This is a genomic window from Nocardiopsis valliformis DSM 45023 (assembly GCF_000340985.1).
GTDB lineage: Bacteria > Actinomycetota > Actinomycetes > Streptosporangiales > Streptosporangiaceae > Nocardiopsis > Nocardiopsis exhalans.
In genome coordinates this window covers 1-15523 of record NZ_ANAZ01000017.1, presented here as the reverse complement: position 1 = coordinate 15523, position 15523 = coordinate 1, and the positions used below count along the sequence as shown (strand labels likewise).

Genomic DNA, 15523 nt, shown 5'->3' with positions numbered 1-15523 from the left:
GTGCACGCACCCGCCGAAGCGGTACCGCCCGCCCTGGGAACCGCCGAACCGGTCGACGCCGCCTCGTGCCGGTTGCACACCGCCGCGGACACTCCCGAATACCTCGCCTACCGGATCGCCGTGCTGGGCTTCGAGTTCACCCTGCTGGGACCTCCCGAGCTCGTGCCGCACCTGCGCGCCGTCGAGGGTCACGCGAAACCGCAGGGAAGATGACCGTTTCGCCTGGTCACAGCCATCCTGAAAAAACTTCTGAGAAAAACTGAACCGAACCTGTCGGGCATCCGTGTACCGGGTGACAACGAAACTTCGGGTCGGGACTCAGCAGCCGCGGATTCTGATCGCAACCCGGAACGGGAAACGACGGAAGGACGCGAAGCATGCGTGCGAAGAGGTTCCACTCCCTGGCCGCGGGAGCGCTCGGCCTGGCCCTGCTCACCGGCTGCGGGAACGCCGCCCCGACCACCACCGACCCCTATGCCGCAGACCCTCCGCAGGAGCAGCCCGCCGAGGACACCGGGGCCGAGGACACCGGCATCGCCGACGGCGTGCTGAACCTGGTCCTGCGGGGGCACGAGACCCTCGGCGAGCTGGTCACCGACGCCGCCGGTCACACCCTGTACCGCTTCGACGAGGACTCCCCGGACGAGGAGACCTCGGCCTGCTACGGCGACTGCGCCGACAATTGGATCCCGGTCGCCGCGGCGCAGGAGATGACGATCCCCGGCGGCAACGAGCTGTTGGACAGCTTCGAACGCGAGGACGGCATCGAGCAAGTCACCCTAGACGGATGGCCGCTGTACCGCTACGCGGCTGACGCCGGCCCCGGCGACACCAACGGGGAGGGTGCCCAGGAGGCCTGGTACGCCGCGAGCCCGGTGGGCACCAAGGCGCAGGACGAGCCCTGGACCGACGGCTACTGCCCGCAGGGCTTCCAGGTGCGGCAGGATCCGGAACTGGGCGACATCGTGGTCGACGACGAGGGCTTCACCCTGTATCGCTTCGAGGAGGACTCCGCCAACCCGCCCGAAGCGACCTGCTTCGACGAATGCGCCGAGATCTGGCCCCCGGTGCTGGCCATGGCCCAGTTCGACTTCGGCCAGGGCCTCGACCCCGCCTTGTTCGGCGAGGTGGAGCGGGAGCACCGGCTGTCCCAGGTGACCCTGAACGGATGGGCGCTGTACCGCTACGCCGAGGACAACGCCCCCGGCGAGGTCAACGGCCACGGGGTGGGCGACGTCTGGTACGCGGTCACCCCGGAGGGCGCGATCGCTGGTGGCGGAGCCGACAGCGGCAACGCCGGTAACGACGACACCGGCGACAGCGACAGCGGCTACGGCGACGATGACGACTCCGGCAGCGGCTACTGACCCCGCGCACAGCGCGTACCCACGGCCTCTGGGCGGGGACCGACTCCCTCCCCCGCCCAGAGGCCCCCGCCCGTCCTCCGACTCGGCTCCTCCCGACACATCTCGCCCCGACCCACCAGAGGGATTGCGTTCGCAACCCCACTCCGCAAAGCTTGGGGCTCTAACGTCGAGGGAGGAGGGATGGATGGCGTTGTGGGGTTCGCGTCGTCGGCGTGAAGCCGAGGACGAGGCGCTGATCCGTTCGCTCTACAACGAGCACGGCAGGGCCCTGATCGCCTACGCCACCCGCCTGACCGGTGACCGGGCCGCGGCCGAGGACGTCGTCCAGGAGACCCTCATCCGGGCCTGGCGCAACCCCGACGCGCTGGTGAACTCCAAGGGCTCGGTGCGCGGCTGGCTGCTGACCGTGGCGCGCAACATCGTCATCGACCGGGTCAGAGCCCTCCAGGCACGACCCGCGGAGGTGGCCCCGGCTGCGGGAACCGAGCCGACACAGGACGATCACGCCGACTCCGTGGTGAACTCGATGGTGGTGATGGAGGCGCTGGAGAGCCTCTCCGAAGACCACCGCGCGGTCCTGATGGAAGTATATTTCCGCAGGCGTAGCGTGGCGGAGGCCGCCGAGGCACTGGGGGTACCGCCGGGAACGGTCAAGTCACGCTCCCACCACGCTCTCCAGGCGCTCAGACGCCGTTTCGGCAGACGCACACCGCGAGGGAAGGGGTGACCCGGTGACATCAGGTAACCACGACCCGAAGCCGTTGGGCGCCTACGCCCTGGGCACACTGAACGCGGAAGAGGCCGCCTCCTTGGCGGCCCACCTCGCGGGCTGTGAACCGTGCCGGGCGGAGCTGCGCGAGCTGAACGCCGTCCGCGACACCCTGGGTGAGCTGCCCCCCGAAGCCCTGTTGGACGGCCCACCGCCCGAGGGCGGCCAGACCCTGCTGCGCGCCACAGTCGAGCGGGCGGGGGCCGAACGCGCCGTCGGCCGTCGCCGCCGCGCACTGCGCCTGGCCTTGGCCGCGGCCCTGGCCGGAGCTGTTCTCGCCGGGGCCGGGGGCATCGCCGGGCGGGCGTTGGCGCCCGCACCGGAGCAGGGAGAGGTGACCCAGCTGGCGGCGGGGACCGTGATCGCCGCTCAGGAGGACCCGGACACCGGAGCGAGCGCCACGGTGCGGCTGGAGCCCGAAGGCGCGGGCCTGCAACTGCAGTCGTTCATCATCGGCATCCCGGAGGGTGAGGAGTGCGAGCTGGTCATCCTCACCGAGGACGGCCGTACCGAGGTCGCCGCGGTCTGGACGGTCTCCGCCGAAGCCGAGGCCGGAGGCAGCCGCCCCGGTGGGTTCGCCGACATCGACCCGCAGGACGTGGCCTCGGTGGTGGTGCGCAACACGGCCGACACGGAGTTCGTGAGCATCACCTTCTGAGCCGGGTCCGGCCATGGGAAACAGGAGGGGCGGTGACCGGTTCGCCCGGCCACCGCCCCCTCCTTGCTACCGTTCACCTCTAGTGCGCGCCGGTCTCCTGTACGCCGGGGGCGTTCTCCGCCTCGGCGCCCTCGGCGCCCTCGGCGCTCTCCTCGTCCTGGCCGGGCTCGGACCGGCGGACCAGGAAGGTCGCGAAGAACGCCAGCGTGGCGATGACCGCGCCCAGGATGAAGGCCACGTGGATACCGCCCGCCTCGGTGGTCACGGCGTCCGCACTCTCATCCAGCTGGGTGGCGGCGCCCGCGGACATCACCGTGATGAAGGTCGCGGTGCCCGCCGCGCCCGGACCGGTGCCGGTCAGAGGAGGCAAGTGAGCGCTCGGCTCAGCGCCCGGGCCCGTGCGAAGCACGAGCCACCAGCGGCGCCCCGATACCAATCGGCTCCGCGCGGGGCGTGCGCGCGTCCGGGCCCGTGGGTATGAGCAACACAGGCCCCGGCAGGGGTGAGCCGGTCGGCAGCCGATCCGGGCCGAAGGCCGGTACGGCGTGTGCCCCAGGTCCCTGGTCCGGTCCCGCCTGTCGTGTGAGGCTGAGAGCCCGGACGTGTACGCGGAGCCGAGGCCTTACCGACTACGGGCCGATGCCGCGGAGGTGGTGCAGCAGTGACGAACAGCAGGAGACCCGTTCTTCCCCTGGCCGAGATCGAGGCGGTCGCCTTCGACATGGACGGGGTCGTCACCGACACCGCCTCCGTGCATGCCACCGCGTGGCAGCGGACCTTCGACACCCTGCTGAGCACGCTGGAGCCGGGCCCGAACACGCGGCCCTTCGATCCTGTCGGCGACTACCTCACCCACATGGACGGCCGTTCCCGCACCGACGGCATCCGCGCCTTCCTCGCCGCCCGCCGGATCGACCTCCCCGAGACCTCGGAGGGGCACTCCGGTACCCCCAGCGTCGCCTCCCTGTCCCGCGACAAGGACCGCTTCTTCCTCGAACAGGTCGCCGCCCACGGGGTGAGGGCCTTCCCCTCCACCCTGGACCTGGTCCGCGCCCTGCGCACCGCCGGAGCGGGCGTCGCGGTGGTCACCGCCAGCCGCAACTGCTCCGTGGTCCTGGAAGCCGCCGGGGCCGCCGACCTGTTCGACGCCCGCGTCGACGGAGTTGAGGCCGCCCGGCTCGGCCTGCCCGGCAAACCGGACCCCGCCCTCTTCCTGGAGGCCGCGCGCAGGCTGGGCCGACCCGCCTCCCGCACGGCAGTGGTGGAGGACGCGCTGTCGGGGGTGGCGGCCGGGGCGCGCGGCGGGTTCGCGCTGGTCGTCGGCGTGGACAGGTCGGCCCCCAACGAAGCGGGACACCGGGAACAGTTGTACCGGTACGGCGCCGACGTCGTTGTCACCGACCTGGCCGAGCTGAGGATCGAGGCGGCTTCGCGGTGAGCGCATGGACACTGGTCCACGAGGGCTTCGACCCCGAGGAAGAAGGGCGGCGCGAAGCCCTGCGCACTCTGGGCAACGGGTACTTCGCCACCCGCGGCGCGGCCCCCGAGGCGCGGGCGGACGGGGTCCACTACCCCGGTACCTACGTCACCGGGTGCTACAACCGCCTCGTGTCCCGCGTCGACGGGCGGGCGGTGGAGAACGAGGACCTGGTCAACGCCCCCGACTGGCTCTCCCTCACCTTCCACCTGCCCAGTTCACCCTGGCTGGTCGGCGGCGACCCGCGCGTCCGGGACCAGCGGACCGAGCTGGACATGCTCCGGGGCCTGCTCACGCGCACCTTCGTCGTGACCGAGGACGACGGGCGTAGCACCCGGGTGTGCCAGCGCAGCCTGGTCTCGATGGCCGATCCCCACTTGGCCGCGATCGAGACGACCTTCCTGCCCCGGAACTGGTCCGGGACCCTCACGGTCCGCTCCGGCCTGGACGCGCGGGTGACCAACGATGGAGTGGCTCGCTACCGGCAGTTGGACGGACACCACCTGCGCGCCCACGGGAGCGGTGGCGCCACCCCCGACCTGACCTGGCTGCTGGTGCGCACCAGCGCTTCGGACATCACGCTCGCCATGGCCGCGCGCACCCGGGTTGCTCAGGGCCCCGCACCGGCCTCGGGACGGGTCGAAACCCACGACGACCTGGTCACCGCCGACCTCGGCATCGAACTCACCCGGGGGGCGGGGGTGACCGTCACCACCACCGTCGCCCTGCACACCTCGCGCGACACGGCTGTCAGCGACCCGCTCACGGCGACTCGCGAGAGGGTGGGATCGGCTCCGGGCTTCGAGCAGCTCCGTACGGAGCACGCTCTGGCCTGGCGGCACCTGTGGAACCGGTGTTCGGTGGACGTGGGCGACGAGGACGACCAGCGCGTGCTCAACCTGCACCTGTTCCACCTGCTCCAGGTCCTGTCCCCGCACATCGTCGACCTGGACGCGGGGGCGCCCGCCCGGGGACTGCACGGGGAGGCCTACCGTGGGCACGTCTTCTGGGACGAGGTGTTCGTCTTCCCGCTCCTGGACCTGCACTTTCCCGAGACCGCCCGTGCCCTGCTCCGCCATCGGTGGCGCAGACTGCCCAAGGCGCGGGCCGCCGCCCGCGAGGAGGGCCTGAGGGGAGCGCTCTTCCCCTGGCAGAGCGGCAGCGACGGCCGTGAGGAGACCCAGCGCGCCCACCTGAACCCGATGTCGGGCCGCTGGCTGCCCGACCACTCCCACCTGCAACGCCACGTGAACGTTGCGATCGCCTACAACGTGTGGCAGCACCACCAGGTCACCGGCGACCCCGGCTTCCTCGCCGACTTCGGCGCTGAACTGCTGCTGGAGACCGCCCGCGCCCTGGCGGACCTGGCCGTCTACGACCCCGAGCTGGGCCGCCACGTCATCCGGGGTGTCATGGGCCCCGACGAGTACCACCAGGGCTACCCCGACCGCGCCGACCCCGGCCTGGACGACAACGCCTACACCAACGTCATGACCGCCTGGGTGCTGCTGCGCGCCCTCGACGCCCTGGAGGCCCTGCCGCGGGCGCGCCGCCGTGAGCTGGTGGCGGAGATCGGCCTGGACGAGGAGGAGGTCGAACGGTTCACCGTGCTCACCCGCACACTCCGAGTGCCCTTCCACGACGGTGTCATCAGCCAGTTCGCGGGCTACGAGGACCTGGCAGAACTGGACTGGGCGGGGCTGCGCGCGGAGTACGGGGACATCCGGCGCCTCGACCGGATCCTGGAGTCGCGGGGCGACAACTGCGACCGCTACAAAGCGGCCAAACAAGCCGACGTGCTCATGCTCTTCTACCTGCTGTCAGCGGAGGAGCTCGGCGACATCCTCAGACGGCTGGGATACCCGGTCGACCCCGAACTGATCCCGCGCACCGTCGCCTACTACCTGGAGCGCACCTCCCACGGCTCCACCCTCAGCTCCGTGGTGCACTCCTGGGTGCTCGCCCGTACCGACCGCGAGCACTCGTGGCGGTTCTTGCGCGAGGCGCTGCGCTCCGACATCGACGACACCCAGAACGGTACCACCGCCGAGGGCGTGCACCTGGGGGCCATGGCGGGCACCGTGGACCTGCTCACCCGCTGCTACACGGGCCTGAGCACCTGCGACTGCGTCCTGGACCTGAGCCCGATGCTGCCCGAGGAGATCAGTGAACTCTCCTTCGACCTGCGCTACCGGGGGCACTGGGGGGTCCGCCTGCGCGTGCTGCGCGACCGTGTGGAGGTGGCGGTGCCGCCGTCGAGCCTGCCGCCCCTGGAGGTGCGGGTCAAGTCGCGCACGGCCACCGTGTACCCGGGGACCTCCTGCTCGCTGCCCATCCGCTGAAGACTCGCCCGGACCGTCCGGGCCGTTCCTGAAGGAGGCGTTCCCATGCTGGTCGCACAGGTCATGCGTACCCCGGCGGTGCTGTTGACCGAGGAGAGCCCGATCCGCGAGGCCGCGGCGGAGTTCGTGGAACAGGGGGTGATCTGCGCTCCCGTGGTAGACCACGCGGGCGAGCTCGTGGGGATCGTGACCGAGATCGACCTTCTGCGCCACGGGTTCCTGACCGACCCCCGGGCCACAGCGGTACGCGGGCCCGAACCCCGACAGGACCCGCCGCGCACCGTGGGGGAGGTGATGACTCGTACGGTGGTCACGACCCAGGAGAACCGCGACGTGGCCGAGCTCACCGAGCTCATGATGTGTGAACGCGTCCGGACCGTACCCGTGGTCCGGGGCGGCCGCCTGGTCGGGCTGGTCGGCCGTACCGACCTCCTGCGCGCCCACAGCAGCCCCGACGCCCACGTCGAGGTGGCCCTGGACGAAGCGCTGTCCGTGGGGGCGCCCTACGTCAAGGGGTGGAAGGCCGCCGTCACCGCGGGCACGGCGCGGATTTCCGCGCCCGGTACCAACGCCGCCGAACAGGGGCTGCTCGCCCTGGTCGCCCGGACGGTACCGGGAGTGAACCGGGTCCTGGTCACCGACGGGGCCGAGGAAACCGCCAGCGCGGAGGAGGCCGTGACGGGCACACACTCGGAGCCGGCCGACGAAGGGTAGGCGATCATGTCCACGACGACCGGGTTCGCGACGGCCGAGTTCGTGACGGGCACCATGGCCGCTTGGGAGGTGGCCGAACCCGGACCCATCGAGTCCGAGCCCCTGCGCCCGGTGCGCAGGCCGGTACCCGAGCCCGGACCGGACGAGCTGCTGATTCGCGTCCTGGCCTGCGGTGTGTGCCGCACCGACCTGCACGTCAGCGAGGGGGACCTTCCGGTACGCCGGCCCCGGGTGGTGCCCGGACACGAGGTCGTCGGTGAGGTGGTCGGCACGGGCAGCGACGCGCAGGGCGCGCCGGTCGGCTCGCTGGTGGGCGTGGCCTGGCTCCGCCACACCTGCGGGCGGTGCCGGTTCTGCCTGCGGGGTGACGAGAACCTGTGCCCGCGCTCGCGCTACACGGGCTGGGACGCCGACGGCGGATACGCCGAGTACACCACGGCACCGGCCGCCTACACCTACCGCCTCCCGGCCGGGGCCGAACCACGAAGGACCGCGCCGCTGCTGTGCGCGGGCATCATCGGCTACCGGGCGCTGGAACGCGCCTGCCTGCCCGAGGGCGGCCGCCTGGGCGTCTACGGGTTCGGCGGCAGCGCTCACCTGGCCGCCCAGATCGCCCTGGCGCGCGGGGCCCGGCTGCACGTGCTCACCCGCGACGAAGCGGCGCGGCGGCTCGCTCTCGAACTCGGCGCGTCCTCGGCACGGGGCGCCTACGACCAACCGCCGGAGAAGCTCGACTCCGCGGTCCTGTTCGCCCCGGTCGGCGACCTGGTCCCCGTAGCGCTGAGCGCACTCGACCGGGGCGGGGTGCTGTCCGTGGCCGGGATACACCTGAGCGATGTGCCCCCGCTCAACTACCAGGAGCACCTGTTCCAGGAACGGGAACTGCGCAGCGTTACCTCCAACACCCGGGCCGACGGCCGCGCCTTCCTTGAGGAGGCCGACCGTGCCGGTGTTTCGGTGACCGTCACGACCTACCCGCTCGGGCAGGCGCAGCAGGCACTCAAGGACCTCAAGGCGGGCCGGTTCGCCGGAGCAGCCGTCCTGGTCCCCGACACTGGCTGACGGCGGATCCGGGTGGCCTTGCCCCTGGTTCACTGCTCCATGCGCAGGGTCAGTTCGCTCAGGCCCGGACCGCTCAGCCGGTCCAAGTAGGCGGGACGGCCCGCCATCACCATCACGAGAGCGAGCAGCGGTCCCTCCACCACGGGGAGCGAGGGGTCGTTCGTGCTGAAGTTCCCCTCGGTGGCCCGCAGGTGCAGGCCCTTGACCTGGGATCTGCTGTTGACCGCGAAGTCACGGCCGGCGAAGAACTTCGCGACCACGGCCAGCGCCTCGGGAGCGGGTTCGTGCTCCAGCCCCAGCGGGTGGCGGATGTCCTGGCCGTGCACGACGAGCTCCCCGAGCCAGGGCGGCAGGTTCTTCGTGGGCCAGCGCACGGGCTCGCCGTGCTCGCTCCCCAGGTCGGCGAACCGGGCCAGGGTCCGGGCGGGCTCTGGGCGGGCGAAGCGTTCGAGCTGTCTCCGGTTGTGAACCTCCGGGCGCAGGCCCGCGCGCAGGATGGACCTGATCCACCCGAACGTGCCGATGGTCATGGCCGATCCCAGGTGGGCGAGGACGTCGTGGACGGTCCATTCCGCGCACAGTGAGGTCTGTTCCCACTGCTGCTCGGTCAGACCCTTGAGGTCGGCCGCCAACGCGGCGTGTTCGGAGGCGATGAGTCGCTTGGGGTCGGTGGTCTCCATTTTCGTACTGTACGGACCGATGGGGACATTTTCCGGGGCACTTCGGAAATCTACGACATAAAGGCGGCAGTTTTGTTAACTCCTCAGTGAGCCGGAACCGACACACACGCCAGTTCGGTCTCCTCATCCGCCGTCAGCTCGCCGGGGGAGTCCTCCGGAACATGCAGGAGGTCGCCGGGGCCCGCCGTGAGGGTACGCCCACCGGTGCGCAGGGTCAGTGCACCGGTGATGACCACCCACACCTCCGCGTAACCTGCTGGCAGCGCGGCCGTCTCGCCCCTGCCGAACCTCGCGTAGTAGGCGCTCAGGGGGCCGTCCTCCGCCTTCTCGATGAGCGGACCGATCTGGATGGCGTGGCCGTCCATCCCCTGCCAGTGCCCGACCCGACTGGGGGAGAAGCACCGGACTGTTCCTTGGGCCGTTCCTTCGTGGTGCGACATGATGTTCTCCTGGGGTGCGCCTGTGCGTCCCCGAACAGTGCAGCACCTCAACCAGCGTTGAGGTCAAGACTTCGGGGCGTCCTCGAATTTTTCGGCACCCCGAAGCCGAGGGCGCTCTGGTCCCCGGAGGGGACGGCAGGGGAAGATGTCCCCATGGACTTCTCCGATCTCCTACCGAACACCACAAGCGAGGACGAGGGCGCCAGGGCGGCCCGGATCGCGCTGCTTCCGGTGGGCAGCCTCGAACAGCACGGACCCCACCTGCCGTTGACCACGGACACCGTCGTTGCCTCGGCCCTGGCCCAGAGCCTGGCCGACGCCTACCCCGGGCTGCGGGTCCTGCCCCCGATCACCTTCGGCTGCTCCCACGAACACGAGGCCTGGCCCGGTACGGTCAGCGTCTCGGCGCCCACCCTGCACGCGATGGCCGCCGACATCGCCGAATCCCTGCGCCGGGCGGGCACCCCGAAGCTGGTCCTGGTCAACGGGCACGGCGGCAACCACGTCCTGGCCAACCTGGTCCAGGCCTCCCACGGCGACATGGCGCTCTTCCCCGGACCTCACGACTGGGAGAGCGCCCGCACGGCGGCGAAGATGAGCACCGACAACGACCGCGACATGCACGCCGGGGAACTGGAAACCTCGGTGCTGCTGCACGTGCGCCCCGACCTGGTCCGGCCCGGTTACGAGGAGGCCGACCACATCGCCGACCGTCGCGACCACCTGCTCACCGCCGGACTGTCCCGCTACACCCGCTCCGGGGTCGTGGGCCAGCCCTCACGAGCCGCCGCGGCCGAGGGCCGGGACCTGCTGACGCACCTGGTCAAGGTCTTCGCCGGGTACCTGAACGTGCTCGACCCGCAGCAGGCGCCACACCAGCACCAGCCCGCCGGGAAGAGCGGCGATCAGGGCAAGAAGCCCGTACGTCACTGACACCGTCAGGCCCTGTTCCGAACCCAGCCCGGCCGCGCCGAAGGCCAGCGCCGTCACCGCCTCACGCGGCCCCCAACCGCCCACGTTGGCCGGGATGCCCATCGCCACCAGCGCCAACACCAGCAACGGGAGTAACGCCAGGGTGGCGGCGGTGGTCCCCGCGGCTCGGGCCGCCACCAGGAACAGGGCCAGGTGCCCGGCCAGCGCGGCCAACGACAGCAGTACCACGCCCGGGCCGGTGGTGAGCGTCAACAAACCGGCTCGGGTGTCGGCCACCGTCGCCGACAGGGCCCGCCACCAGCGCGAACCACGTCGCCGCCCGACCACCCAGCCGATGGCGACCACCAGCGCCACCACCGCGAACACCGCCACGGAGGCGGCCACCGCGAGCAGCCCCGGGCCCAGCAGAGCGGCGGGCAGGGTGAACAGCAGCATCGCGCAGATCCCGGCCAGTACCAACTGCCCGGCCATCCGCTCCAGTACCACGGCTCGCACACCCCGGGCCAGGTCACCGGCGTAACGGCCGTGGCTCACCGCCCGGTGCGCGTCACCGAGCACCCCGACGGGCAGCACGGCGTTCAGGAAGACGGCACGGTAGTAGTCGCCCACGGCGCGGAGCCACGGCAGGCACAGCCCCACCCCCCGTGCGACCAGCACCCAACGCGCCGCACACAGCACGGTCGTGGCCAGCCCGATACCCAGCGCGGCCGCCACAGAACGACTGTCGACCGCGCCGAACGCGTCGGTGAAGGCCTCCAGCGGGTACCACCACAGCAACCAAACCAGGAACGCCACCCCGACCAGCGGACGCAGCAGACCCGAACGCCGCCACCAGGGACGGGACCCTTCCGGAACGGAAGTCCCCTCCCAACGCGATGCCCCCGTGCTTCTCATGGGCGCTCCGCGCTCTCCCCGGGTATCACCAGCAGGTCGGTGTGGTGCACGACCACGCCCAGTTCGCCCCGTTCGCACTCACCGAGCCGACGCTCCAGGTAGCCGGTCGCGGCGGCCTGCGGATCCTGTTCCAGGGCGGCCCCGACCCAGCCCCGCAACCAGGCCGTGGTCAGCGGGATGCGCTCGGGGCACAGCCGCCAGGGGCTCGGGAAGCTCGAGGTCCCGTAACCCAACTCCGCGAAGACCTCACCGGCCGCCCCGACTGCGTCCGGCCCCAACCGGTCGGCGCGCCGCTGGTGTTCGTTGAAGGCCTTCGCGAGCGCGGGATCGTCCGGATCACTGGGGAAGAGTTCCACCCGGCCCACCACCGACAGCGTGAACAGAGCAGCGCAGCCCGCTTCGGCCACTGCCCCGGCGACGGCCTCCAGCTCCTCGCGGGTGAGCAGGTCCAACAGTGCGGAAGCGGTGACCAGGTCGAACCCGGCCAGGTCCGGCGCGGTGATCGAACCCAGATCCCGCAGGCACATCCGAGCACTCACTGGGGAACCGTCCGCGGCCCGGGCGGGCATCCGGACCCCGGCCAGCGACAGCAGCCCTGGATCGATGTCGTACAGGACCCACTTCTGCGCCCCGGAGAGTTTGGGCGCCAACCAGCGTCCCTGGGAGCCGGTACCGCAGCCCAGGTCCGCGACCCTGATCGGCCGCGCGGACGGCCCGGCGCCGCGACCGGCCAGGTGGACCCGCAACGGGTCCAGCGGCGCGGTCGCACGGGCGTCGGCGTCGGTCTCCTCACGCAGAGCCAGCCAGTCCGGCTCAAAGGCCGGAAGCGGGTTGTCGGAAACAGAGCTCAACGGGACTCCTCCCGGTGGAGTACGGCAGCCAGCGGACGGTTGCCTCCCTTAGAGTGCCAGCTCGACCGTGCCCGGGCGGTCCGAACACGGAAGCTTTTGCCCGGGTCTGTCTCTGTGGTCCTACCCGGTCCCGTCCGCCCCTACTTGGTCCGAGCCCGGCTGTGCTGGCCCGGACGGTGGGGACTCAGACCTTCTTGGCCAGGCCCGCGTACTGGGGGACGTCGCGGACGGTGCCGACATCGGCGGGTTCGGGGCGCCAGCGGAAGACCGAGACGGCGCCGGGCTCGACCAGTTCGTAGCCGTCGAAGAACTGGGCGAACTCTTCCACGCTGCGCATGTAGTAGGTCTGGGCGACCTGCTCCTCCCAGATCCGCATGCCCTCGGCGGCGCGCTCGGCATCCTCGACCTCCATGTGGGCCATCACGCCGTCGCACAAGGCGAAGAAGCTGCCCGGAGCCAGACGGTCCGTGTAGGCGCGGACCCAGCGGAGGGCTTCCTCGAACTCGAAGTGCCCCATCGTGCCCATCAGGGTCAGACCGATCGGCTTGTCGAAGTCCAGGGTTTCCCTGGCGGCTTCGATGACCTTTTCGACATCGCGCAGATCCGCGTCCACGAACTGGGTCTTCCCGGTGTCCGTGCCCACGAGCAGAGCACGCGCGTGGGTCAGGACCAGGGGGTCGTTGTCGACGTAGACCACGCGGGTTTCGGGATCGAGCGCCTGGGCGACCTCGTGGGTGTTGTTGGCGGTGGGCAGGCCGGTGCCGATGTCGAGGAACTGGGTGACGTCCTCTTCCCGGACGAGGTGGCTGACCGCGCGGCGCAGGAACAGCCGGTCACCCTGGGCGACCTCCGCCACTAGGGGGAACAGCTCCTTGACCCGGTCTCCCACCTCGCGGTCGACGGGGTAGTTGTCCTTGCCGCCGAGCCAGTAGTTCCAGACTCGGGCGGTGTGCGCGACGGTCGTGTCGATGTGTGTGTCCGTCATGGGGGCCTCTCACCAGCGGAGGGGATCTGGGGTGATCCGGGGGTTTTCTGCATCCGAAGTCTGCTGTGTCGTGCCCGAGCGCGCAACCCGAAACCCTTCTGCCACAGGGCTTTCGGACACGACACCGGCCCCACCGGTCGGGACCGGATGGGATCGAGTGGGGCACGCTGATCAGGCGGAGAGGGTGCTCCTGTCGTGCCGTGGCTCCGGTTCGGGGGTCTCCTCGACCATGTCCACGGTGTCGCGTAGCTGGACCCGGGGCAGGAAGAACACCACCACCAGGCCGACCAGGGCGATGCCGGTGGCCACGAGGAAGATGTCGCCGGTGGAGGAGCCGTAGGCGCTCTCGACGATCTGGCGCAGGAAGGCGGGCATACCGGCCAGGTCCAGGGTGCTGCCGTCGGCCCCGCCGGCGGGGATGTCCACGCCCGAGGCGGTCACTCCCTCGGTGATGTTGGTGCTCACCCGGCTGGCGAGGATCGCGCCGAGCACCGAGACCCCGATGGTGCCGCCCAGAGAGCGGAAGAACGTGATCGCTCCGCTGGCCGCGCCGAGTTCGCGCAGCGGTACCGAGTTCTGCACGACCAGGACCAGGTTCTGCATGGACAGACCCACGCCCACACCGACCCCGAGCATACCCAGGGAGACCACGAGCAGCGAGGTGGTCTCGTCGATGGTGGACAGCAGCCCGAATCCCAGGGTCAGAAACACCAGGCCGGTGACGACGTAGGACTTGATCCGGCCCGAGCGCGAGATCATCCAGCCCGAGACGGTCGAGGCGGCCATCATGCCGAGCATCAACGGGGTGGTGAGCAGCCCCGCGGCGGTGGGGGAGTAGCCGCGGGCCAGTTGGAAGTACTGGCCGAGGAAGACGGCGCCGCCGAACATGGCCATGCCCACCGCGACGCTGGCCACGATAGCGATCATCGGCTCACGACGGATCACCAGGTGCAGCGGGATGACCGGCTCGGCGACTCGGTTCTCCACCCACACGGCCAGGGCGAGCAGGACGAGGCCGCCGGCGACCATGGCGCCGGACTGCCAGGAGATCCACGCGAAGCTGCCGCCGACGAAGGTCACCCACAGCAGCAGGGTGCTGACCCCGGCGGCGATGAGGGTGGCGCCGAGGTAGTCCACGCGCACGTCGGTGCGGTGTTCCTCGGTCAGGTGCAGGGTGCGCGTGAGTACGACCAGGGCGAACAGCATGAACGGTACGCCGATGAAGAAGCACCAGCGCCAGCCGAGCCAGGAGATGTCGGTCAGGGCACCGCCAATCAGCGGGCCACCCACGGTGGCCACGGCCATGATGGCGCCGATGATCCCGTTGAAACGGCCGCGTTCCTTGGGGCTGACCAGGGCGGCGATGGTGGCCTGGACCAGGACCTGGGAGGCGCCCATGCCCAGCCCTTGTAGGGCTCGGAAGGCGATGAGCTGTTCGGTGGTTTGCGCGAACCCGCTGAGCAGGGAGGCGACGATGAACAGGACGATCGAGATCTGGAGCAGGCGTTTCTTGGGGAACAGGTCGGCGAGCTTGCCCCAGATGGGGGTGGAGGCCGTGGACGCCAGCAGCGTCGCGGTGACGACCCAGGTGTACTGGGACTGGGTGCCCTGGAGGGACCCGAGGATCTGGGGCAGCGCGACCGAGACGATCGTGCCGCTGAGCATCGTCACGCCGAGGACGATCAGCAGTCCGCTCAGGGAGCGCATGATCGGTGTACGTGCGGTGCCCTGGGACTGTGCAGTACTCAAGGCTGGCCTCTGTCGGGAGTGAATCTGGAGAGTGAGCGCAGGTGGAGGAGGCCTGCTGCGGCGGCAAAAATGCAGTATAAGAATTTTTGCACTCTATGCAGATTATCATCGGGGGTGGGACGCGAGCCAGGCTCCCGGGGGATGAGAGCGCCCACATCCGGGCCCGGGAATGCGCGGAGAGCTACGGTCGGGGACCTGCCTTGATGTAGCGAGAGCGCCTCGGCCTTCAGGCCGGGGGTGAATCGCGTTGCTCCTTGAGGGGGTGTCTGCGGCGCCATTCCTCCAACGGATCGCCCAGCCACATGAGGGTGCGGCCGAACCGGTCCGGTTCGGGGAAGTCGTCGTAGTCCCGGGCGTAGTAGTAGACCGTCCGCTCGGACACTCCGAGCAGTTCAGCGGCTTGTTTCGTCGTCAGGTACTCCATACCCAACAGTGTAGGGTAAGCTTTGCCCAAGAGAATTGGGTGAGGGGGGTGGGTGTGGAGATTCAGCGCGGCATCAAGTACCGACTGTGCCCGACCCCCGAACAGGCCGAGACCCTGGACGGGCAGGGGCCTGCCGCCCGCGCCCTGTGGAACGCACTCCACGACTGGTGGACCATGG

Annotated in this window: 17 protein-coding genes and 1 pseudogene; 10 read left to right on the top strand and 8 right to left on the bottom strand. The window is 70.5% G+C overall.

Features of this window, described 5'->3' with window-relative positions; translation table 11 throughout:
* The 4 genes from D457_RS0118190 to D457_RS0118175 all read left to right on the top strand — a co-directional run bounded on the left by D457_RS0118190 (window position 1) and on the right by D457_RS0118175 (window position 2794).
* On the top strand, window positions 1-213 hold the full coding sequence (locus D457_RS0118190; protein WP_017582099.1) for a WYL domain-containing protein: 213 nt from the start codon (window positions 1-3) through the stop codon (window positions 211-213).
* A gap of 164 nt (window positions 214-377) precedes the next feature.
* Entirely contained in the window at window positions 378-1367 is a 990-nt protein-coding gene (locus D457_RS32840) for a hypothetical protein (RefSeq protein ID WP_017582098.1), read from the top strand.
* Window positions 1368-1551: 184 nt separating this feature from the next.
* Entirely contained in the window at window positions 1552-2094 is a 543-nt protein-coding gene (locus D457_RS0118180) for a sigma-70 family RNA polymerase sigma factor (RefSeq protein ID WP_017582097.1), read from the top strand.
* Window positions 2095-2098: 4 nt separating this feature from the next.
* Window positions 2099-2794: an anti-sigma factor family protein gene (locus tag D457_RS0118175; RefSeq protein WP_026116772.1), complete on the top strand. Its 696-nt coding sequence runs from the start codon at window positions 2099-2101 to the stop codon at window positions 2792-2794.
* Window positions 2795-2873: 79 nt separating this feature from the next.
* Here the strand turns inward: D457_RS0118175 and D457_RS37115 are convergent, their stop codons facing one another.
* Window positions 2874-3164 (bottom strand): hypothetical protein, encoded by a 291-nt coding sequence (locus tag D457_RS37115; protein ID WP_017582095.1) that lies wholly within the window; start codon window positions 3162-3164, stop codon window positions 2874-2876.
* A gap of 291 nt (window positions 3165-3455) precedes the next feature.
* On the opposite strand from D457_RS37115, the gene D457_RS0118165 reads away from it, so the two are divergent.
* Genes D457_RS0118165 through D457_RS0118150 form a run of 4 tightly spaced genes read left to right on the top strand, consistent with a single transcriptional unit; the run spans window position 3456 to window position 8389 of the window.
* Window positions 3456-4232 carry an HAD family hydrolase gene (locus D457_RS0118165; protein ID WP_017582094.1) on the top strand — a complete coding sequence of 259 codons (777 nt, stop codon included), beginning with the start codon at window positions 3456-3458 and terminating at the stop codon, window positions 4230-4232.
* Window positions 4229-6613 carry a glycoside hydrolase family 65 protein gene (locus tag D457_RS0118160; RefSeq protein ID WP_017582093.1) on the top strand — a complete coding sequence of 795 codons (2385 nt, stop codon included), beginning with the start codon at window positions 4229-4231 and terminating at the stop codon, window positions 6611-6613. Before D457_RS0118165 ends, D457_RS0118160 begins: the two co-directional genes overlap by 4 nt.
* A 45-nt stretch (window positions 6614-6658) precedes the next feature.
* Window positions 6659-7327: a CBS domain-containing protein gene (locus D457_RS0118155; protein WP_017582092.1), complete on the top strand. Its 669-nt coding sequence runs from the start codon at window positions 6659-6661 to the stop codon at window positions 7325-7327.
* A gap of 6 nt (window positions 7328-7333) precedes the next feature.
* Window positions 7334-8389 (top strand): zinc-binding alcohol dehydrogenase family protein, encoded by a 1056-nt coding sequence (locus D457_RS0118150; protein WP_017582091.1) that lies wholly within the window; start codon window positions 7334-7336, stop codon window positions 8387-8389.
* A 29-nt stretch (window positions 8390-8418) separates the two neighbouring features.
* Here D457_RS0118150 and D457_RS0118145 read toward each other — a convergent pair whose 3' ends face one another.
* Complete coding sequence (locus D457_RS0118145) at window positions 8419-9069, bottom strand: maleylpyruvate isomerase family mycothiol-dependent enzyme (RefSeq protein ID WP_017582090.1); 651 nt, start codon at window positions 9067-9069, stop codon at window positions 8419-8421.
* A gap of 83 nt (window positions 9070-9152) precedes the next feature.
* Entirely contained in the window at window positions 9153-9509 is a 357-nt protein-coding gene (locus D457_RS0118140; RefSeq protein WP_026116770.1) for an AraC family ligand binding domain-containing protein, read from the bottom strand.
* A 153-nt stretch (window positions 9510-9662) separates the two neighbouring features.
* Between D457_RS0118140 and D457_RS0118135 the strand changes: the two genes are divergently transcribed.
* On the top strand, window positions 9663-10442 hold the full coding sequence (locus D457_RS0118135) for a creatininase family protein (protein WP_017582088.1): 780 nt from the start codon (window positions 9663-9665) through the stop codon (window positions 10440-10442).
* Between the two features lie 21 nt (window positions 10443-10463).
* Here D457_RS0118135 and D457_RS34890 read toward each other — a convergent pair.
* From D457_RS34890 to D457_RS34885, 5 genes and pseudogenes are all read right to left on the bottom strand, one after another.
* Window positions 10464-11336: pseudogene (locus D457_RS34890) on the bottom strand (lysylphosphatidylglycerol synthase domain-containing protein); the annotation flags it as partial.
* Window positions 11333-12187: a class I SAM-dependent methyltransferase gene (locus D457_RS0118125; protein ID WP_017582086.1), complete on the bottom strand. Its 855-nt coding sequence runs from the start codon at window positions 12185-12187 to the stop codon at window positions 11333-11335. The gene D457_RS0118125 and the pseudogene D457_RS34890, both read right to left, overlap by 4 nt.
* A gap of 184 nt (window positions 12188-12371) precedes the next feature.
* Entirely contained in the window at window positions 12372-13172 is an 801-nt protein-coding gene (locus D457_RS0118120; RefSeq protein ID WP_017582085.1) for an SAM-dependent methyltransferase, read from the bottom strand.
* A gap of 171 nt (window positions 13173-13343) precedes the next feature.
* The gene (locus tag D457_RS32835; RefSeq protein WP_017582084.1) at window positions 13344-14879 is read right to left on the bottom strand and encodes an MFS transporter; all 1536 of its coding nucleotides are present in this window, start codon (window positions 14877-14879) and stop codon (window positions 13344-13346) included.
* A gap of 268 nt (window positions 14880-15147) precedes the next feature.
* Complete coding sequence (locus D457_RS34885) at window positions 15148-15345, bottom strand: helix-turn-helix transcriptional regulator (RefSeq protein ID WP_017582083.1); 198 nt, start codon at window positions 15343-15345, stop codon at window positions 15148-15150.
* Window positions 15346-15384: 39 nt separating this feature from the next.
* On the opposite strand from D457_RS34885, the gene D457_RS37545 reads away from it, so the two are divergent.
* On the top strand, window positions 15385-15523 hold a 139-nt coding region (locus tag D457_RS37545; protein WP_338043087.1), incomplete at its 3' end, for a helix-turn-helix domain-containing protein.

Excerpts from the sequence above, each read along its gene's own strand:
- D457_RS32840 (WP_017582098.1), top strand. The coding sequence starts at position 378 with ATGCGTGCGAAGAGGTTCCACTCCCTGGCCGCGGGAGCGCTCGGCCTG.
- D457_RS0118180 (WP_017582097.1), top strand. The coding sequence starts at position 1,552 with ATGGCGTTGTGGGGTTCGCGTCGTCGGCGTGAAGCCGAGGACGAGGCG.
- D457_RS0118155 (WP_017582092.1), top strand. The coding sequence starts at position 6,659 with ATGCTGGTCGCACAGGTCATGCGTACCCCGGCGGTGCTGTTGACCGAG.
- D457_RS0118150 (WP_017582091.1), top strand. The coding sequence starts at position 7,334 with ATGTCCACGACGACCGGGTTCGCGACGGCCGAGTTCGTGACGGGCACC.
- D457_RS0118145 (WP_017582090.1), bottom strand. The coding sequence starts at position 9,069 with ATGGAGACCACCGACCCCAAGCGACTCATCGCCTCCGAACACGCCGCG.
- D457_RS0118140 (WP_026116770.1), bottom strand. The coding sequence starts at position 9,509 with ATGTCGCACCACGAAGGAACGGCCCAAGGAACAGTCCGGTGCTTCTCC.
- D457_RS0118135 (WP_017582088.1), top strand. The coding sequence starts at position 9,663 with ATGGACTTCTCCGATCTCCTACCGAACACCACAAGCGAGGACGAGGGC.
- D457_RS0118120 (WP_017582085.1), bottom strand. The coding sequence starts at position 13,172 with ATGACGGACACACACATCGACACGACCGTCGCGCACACCGCCCGAGTC.
- D457_RS32835 (WP_017582084.1), bottom strand. The coding sequence starts at position 14,879 with ATGCGCTCCCTGAGCGGACTGCTGATCGTCCTCGGCGTGACGATGCTC.
- D457_RS34885 (WP_017582083.1), bottom strand. The coding sequence starts at position 15,345 with ATGGAGTACCTGACGACGAAACAAGCCGCTGAACTGCTCGGAGTGTCC.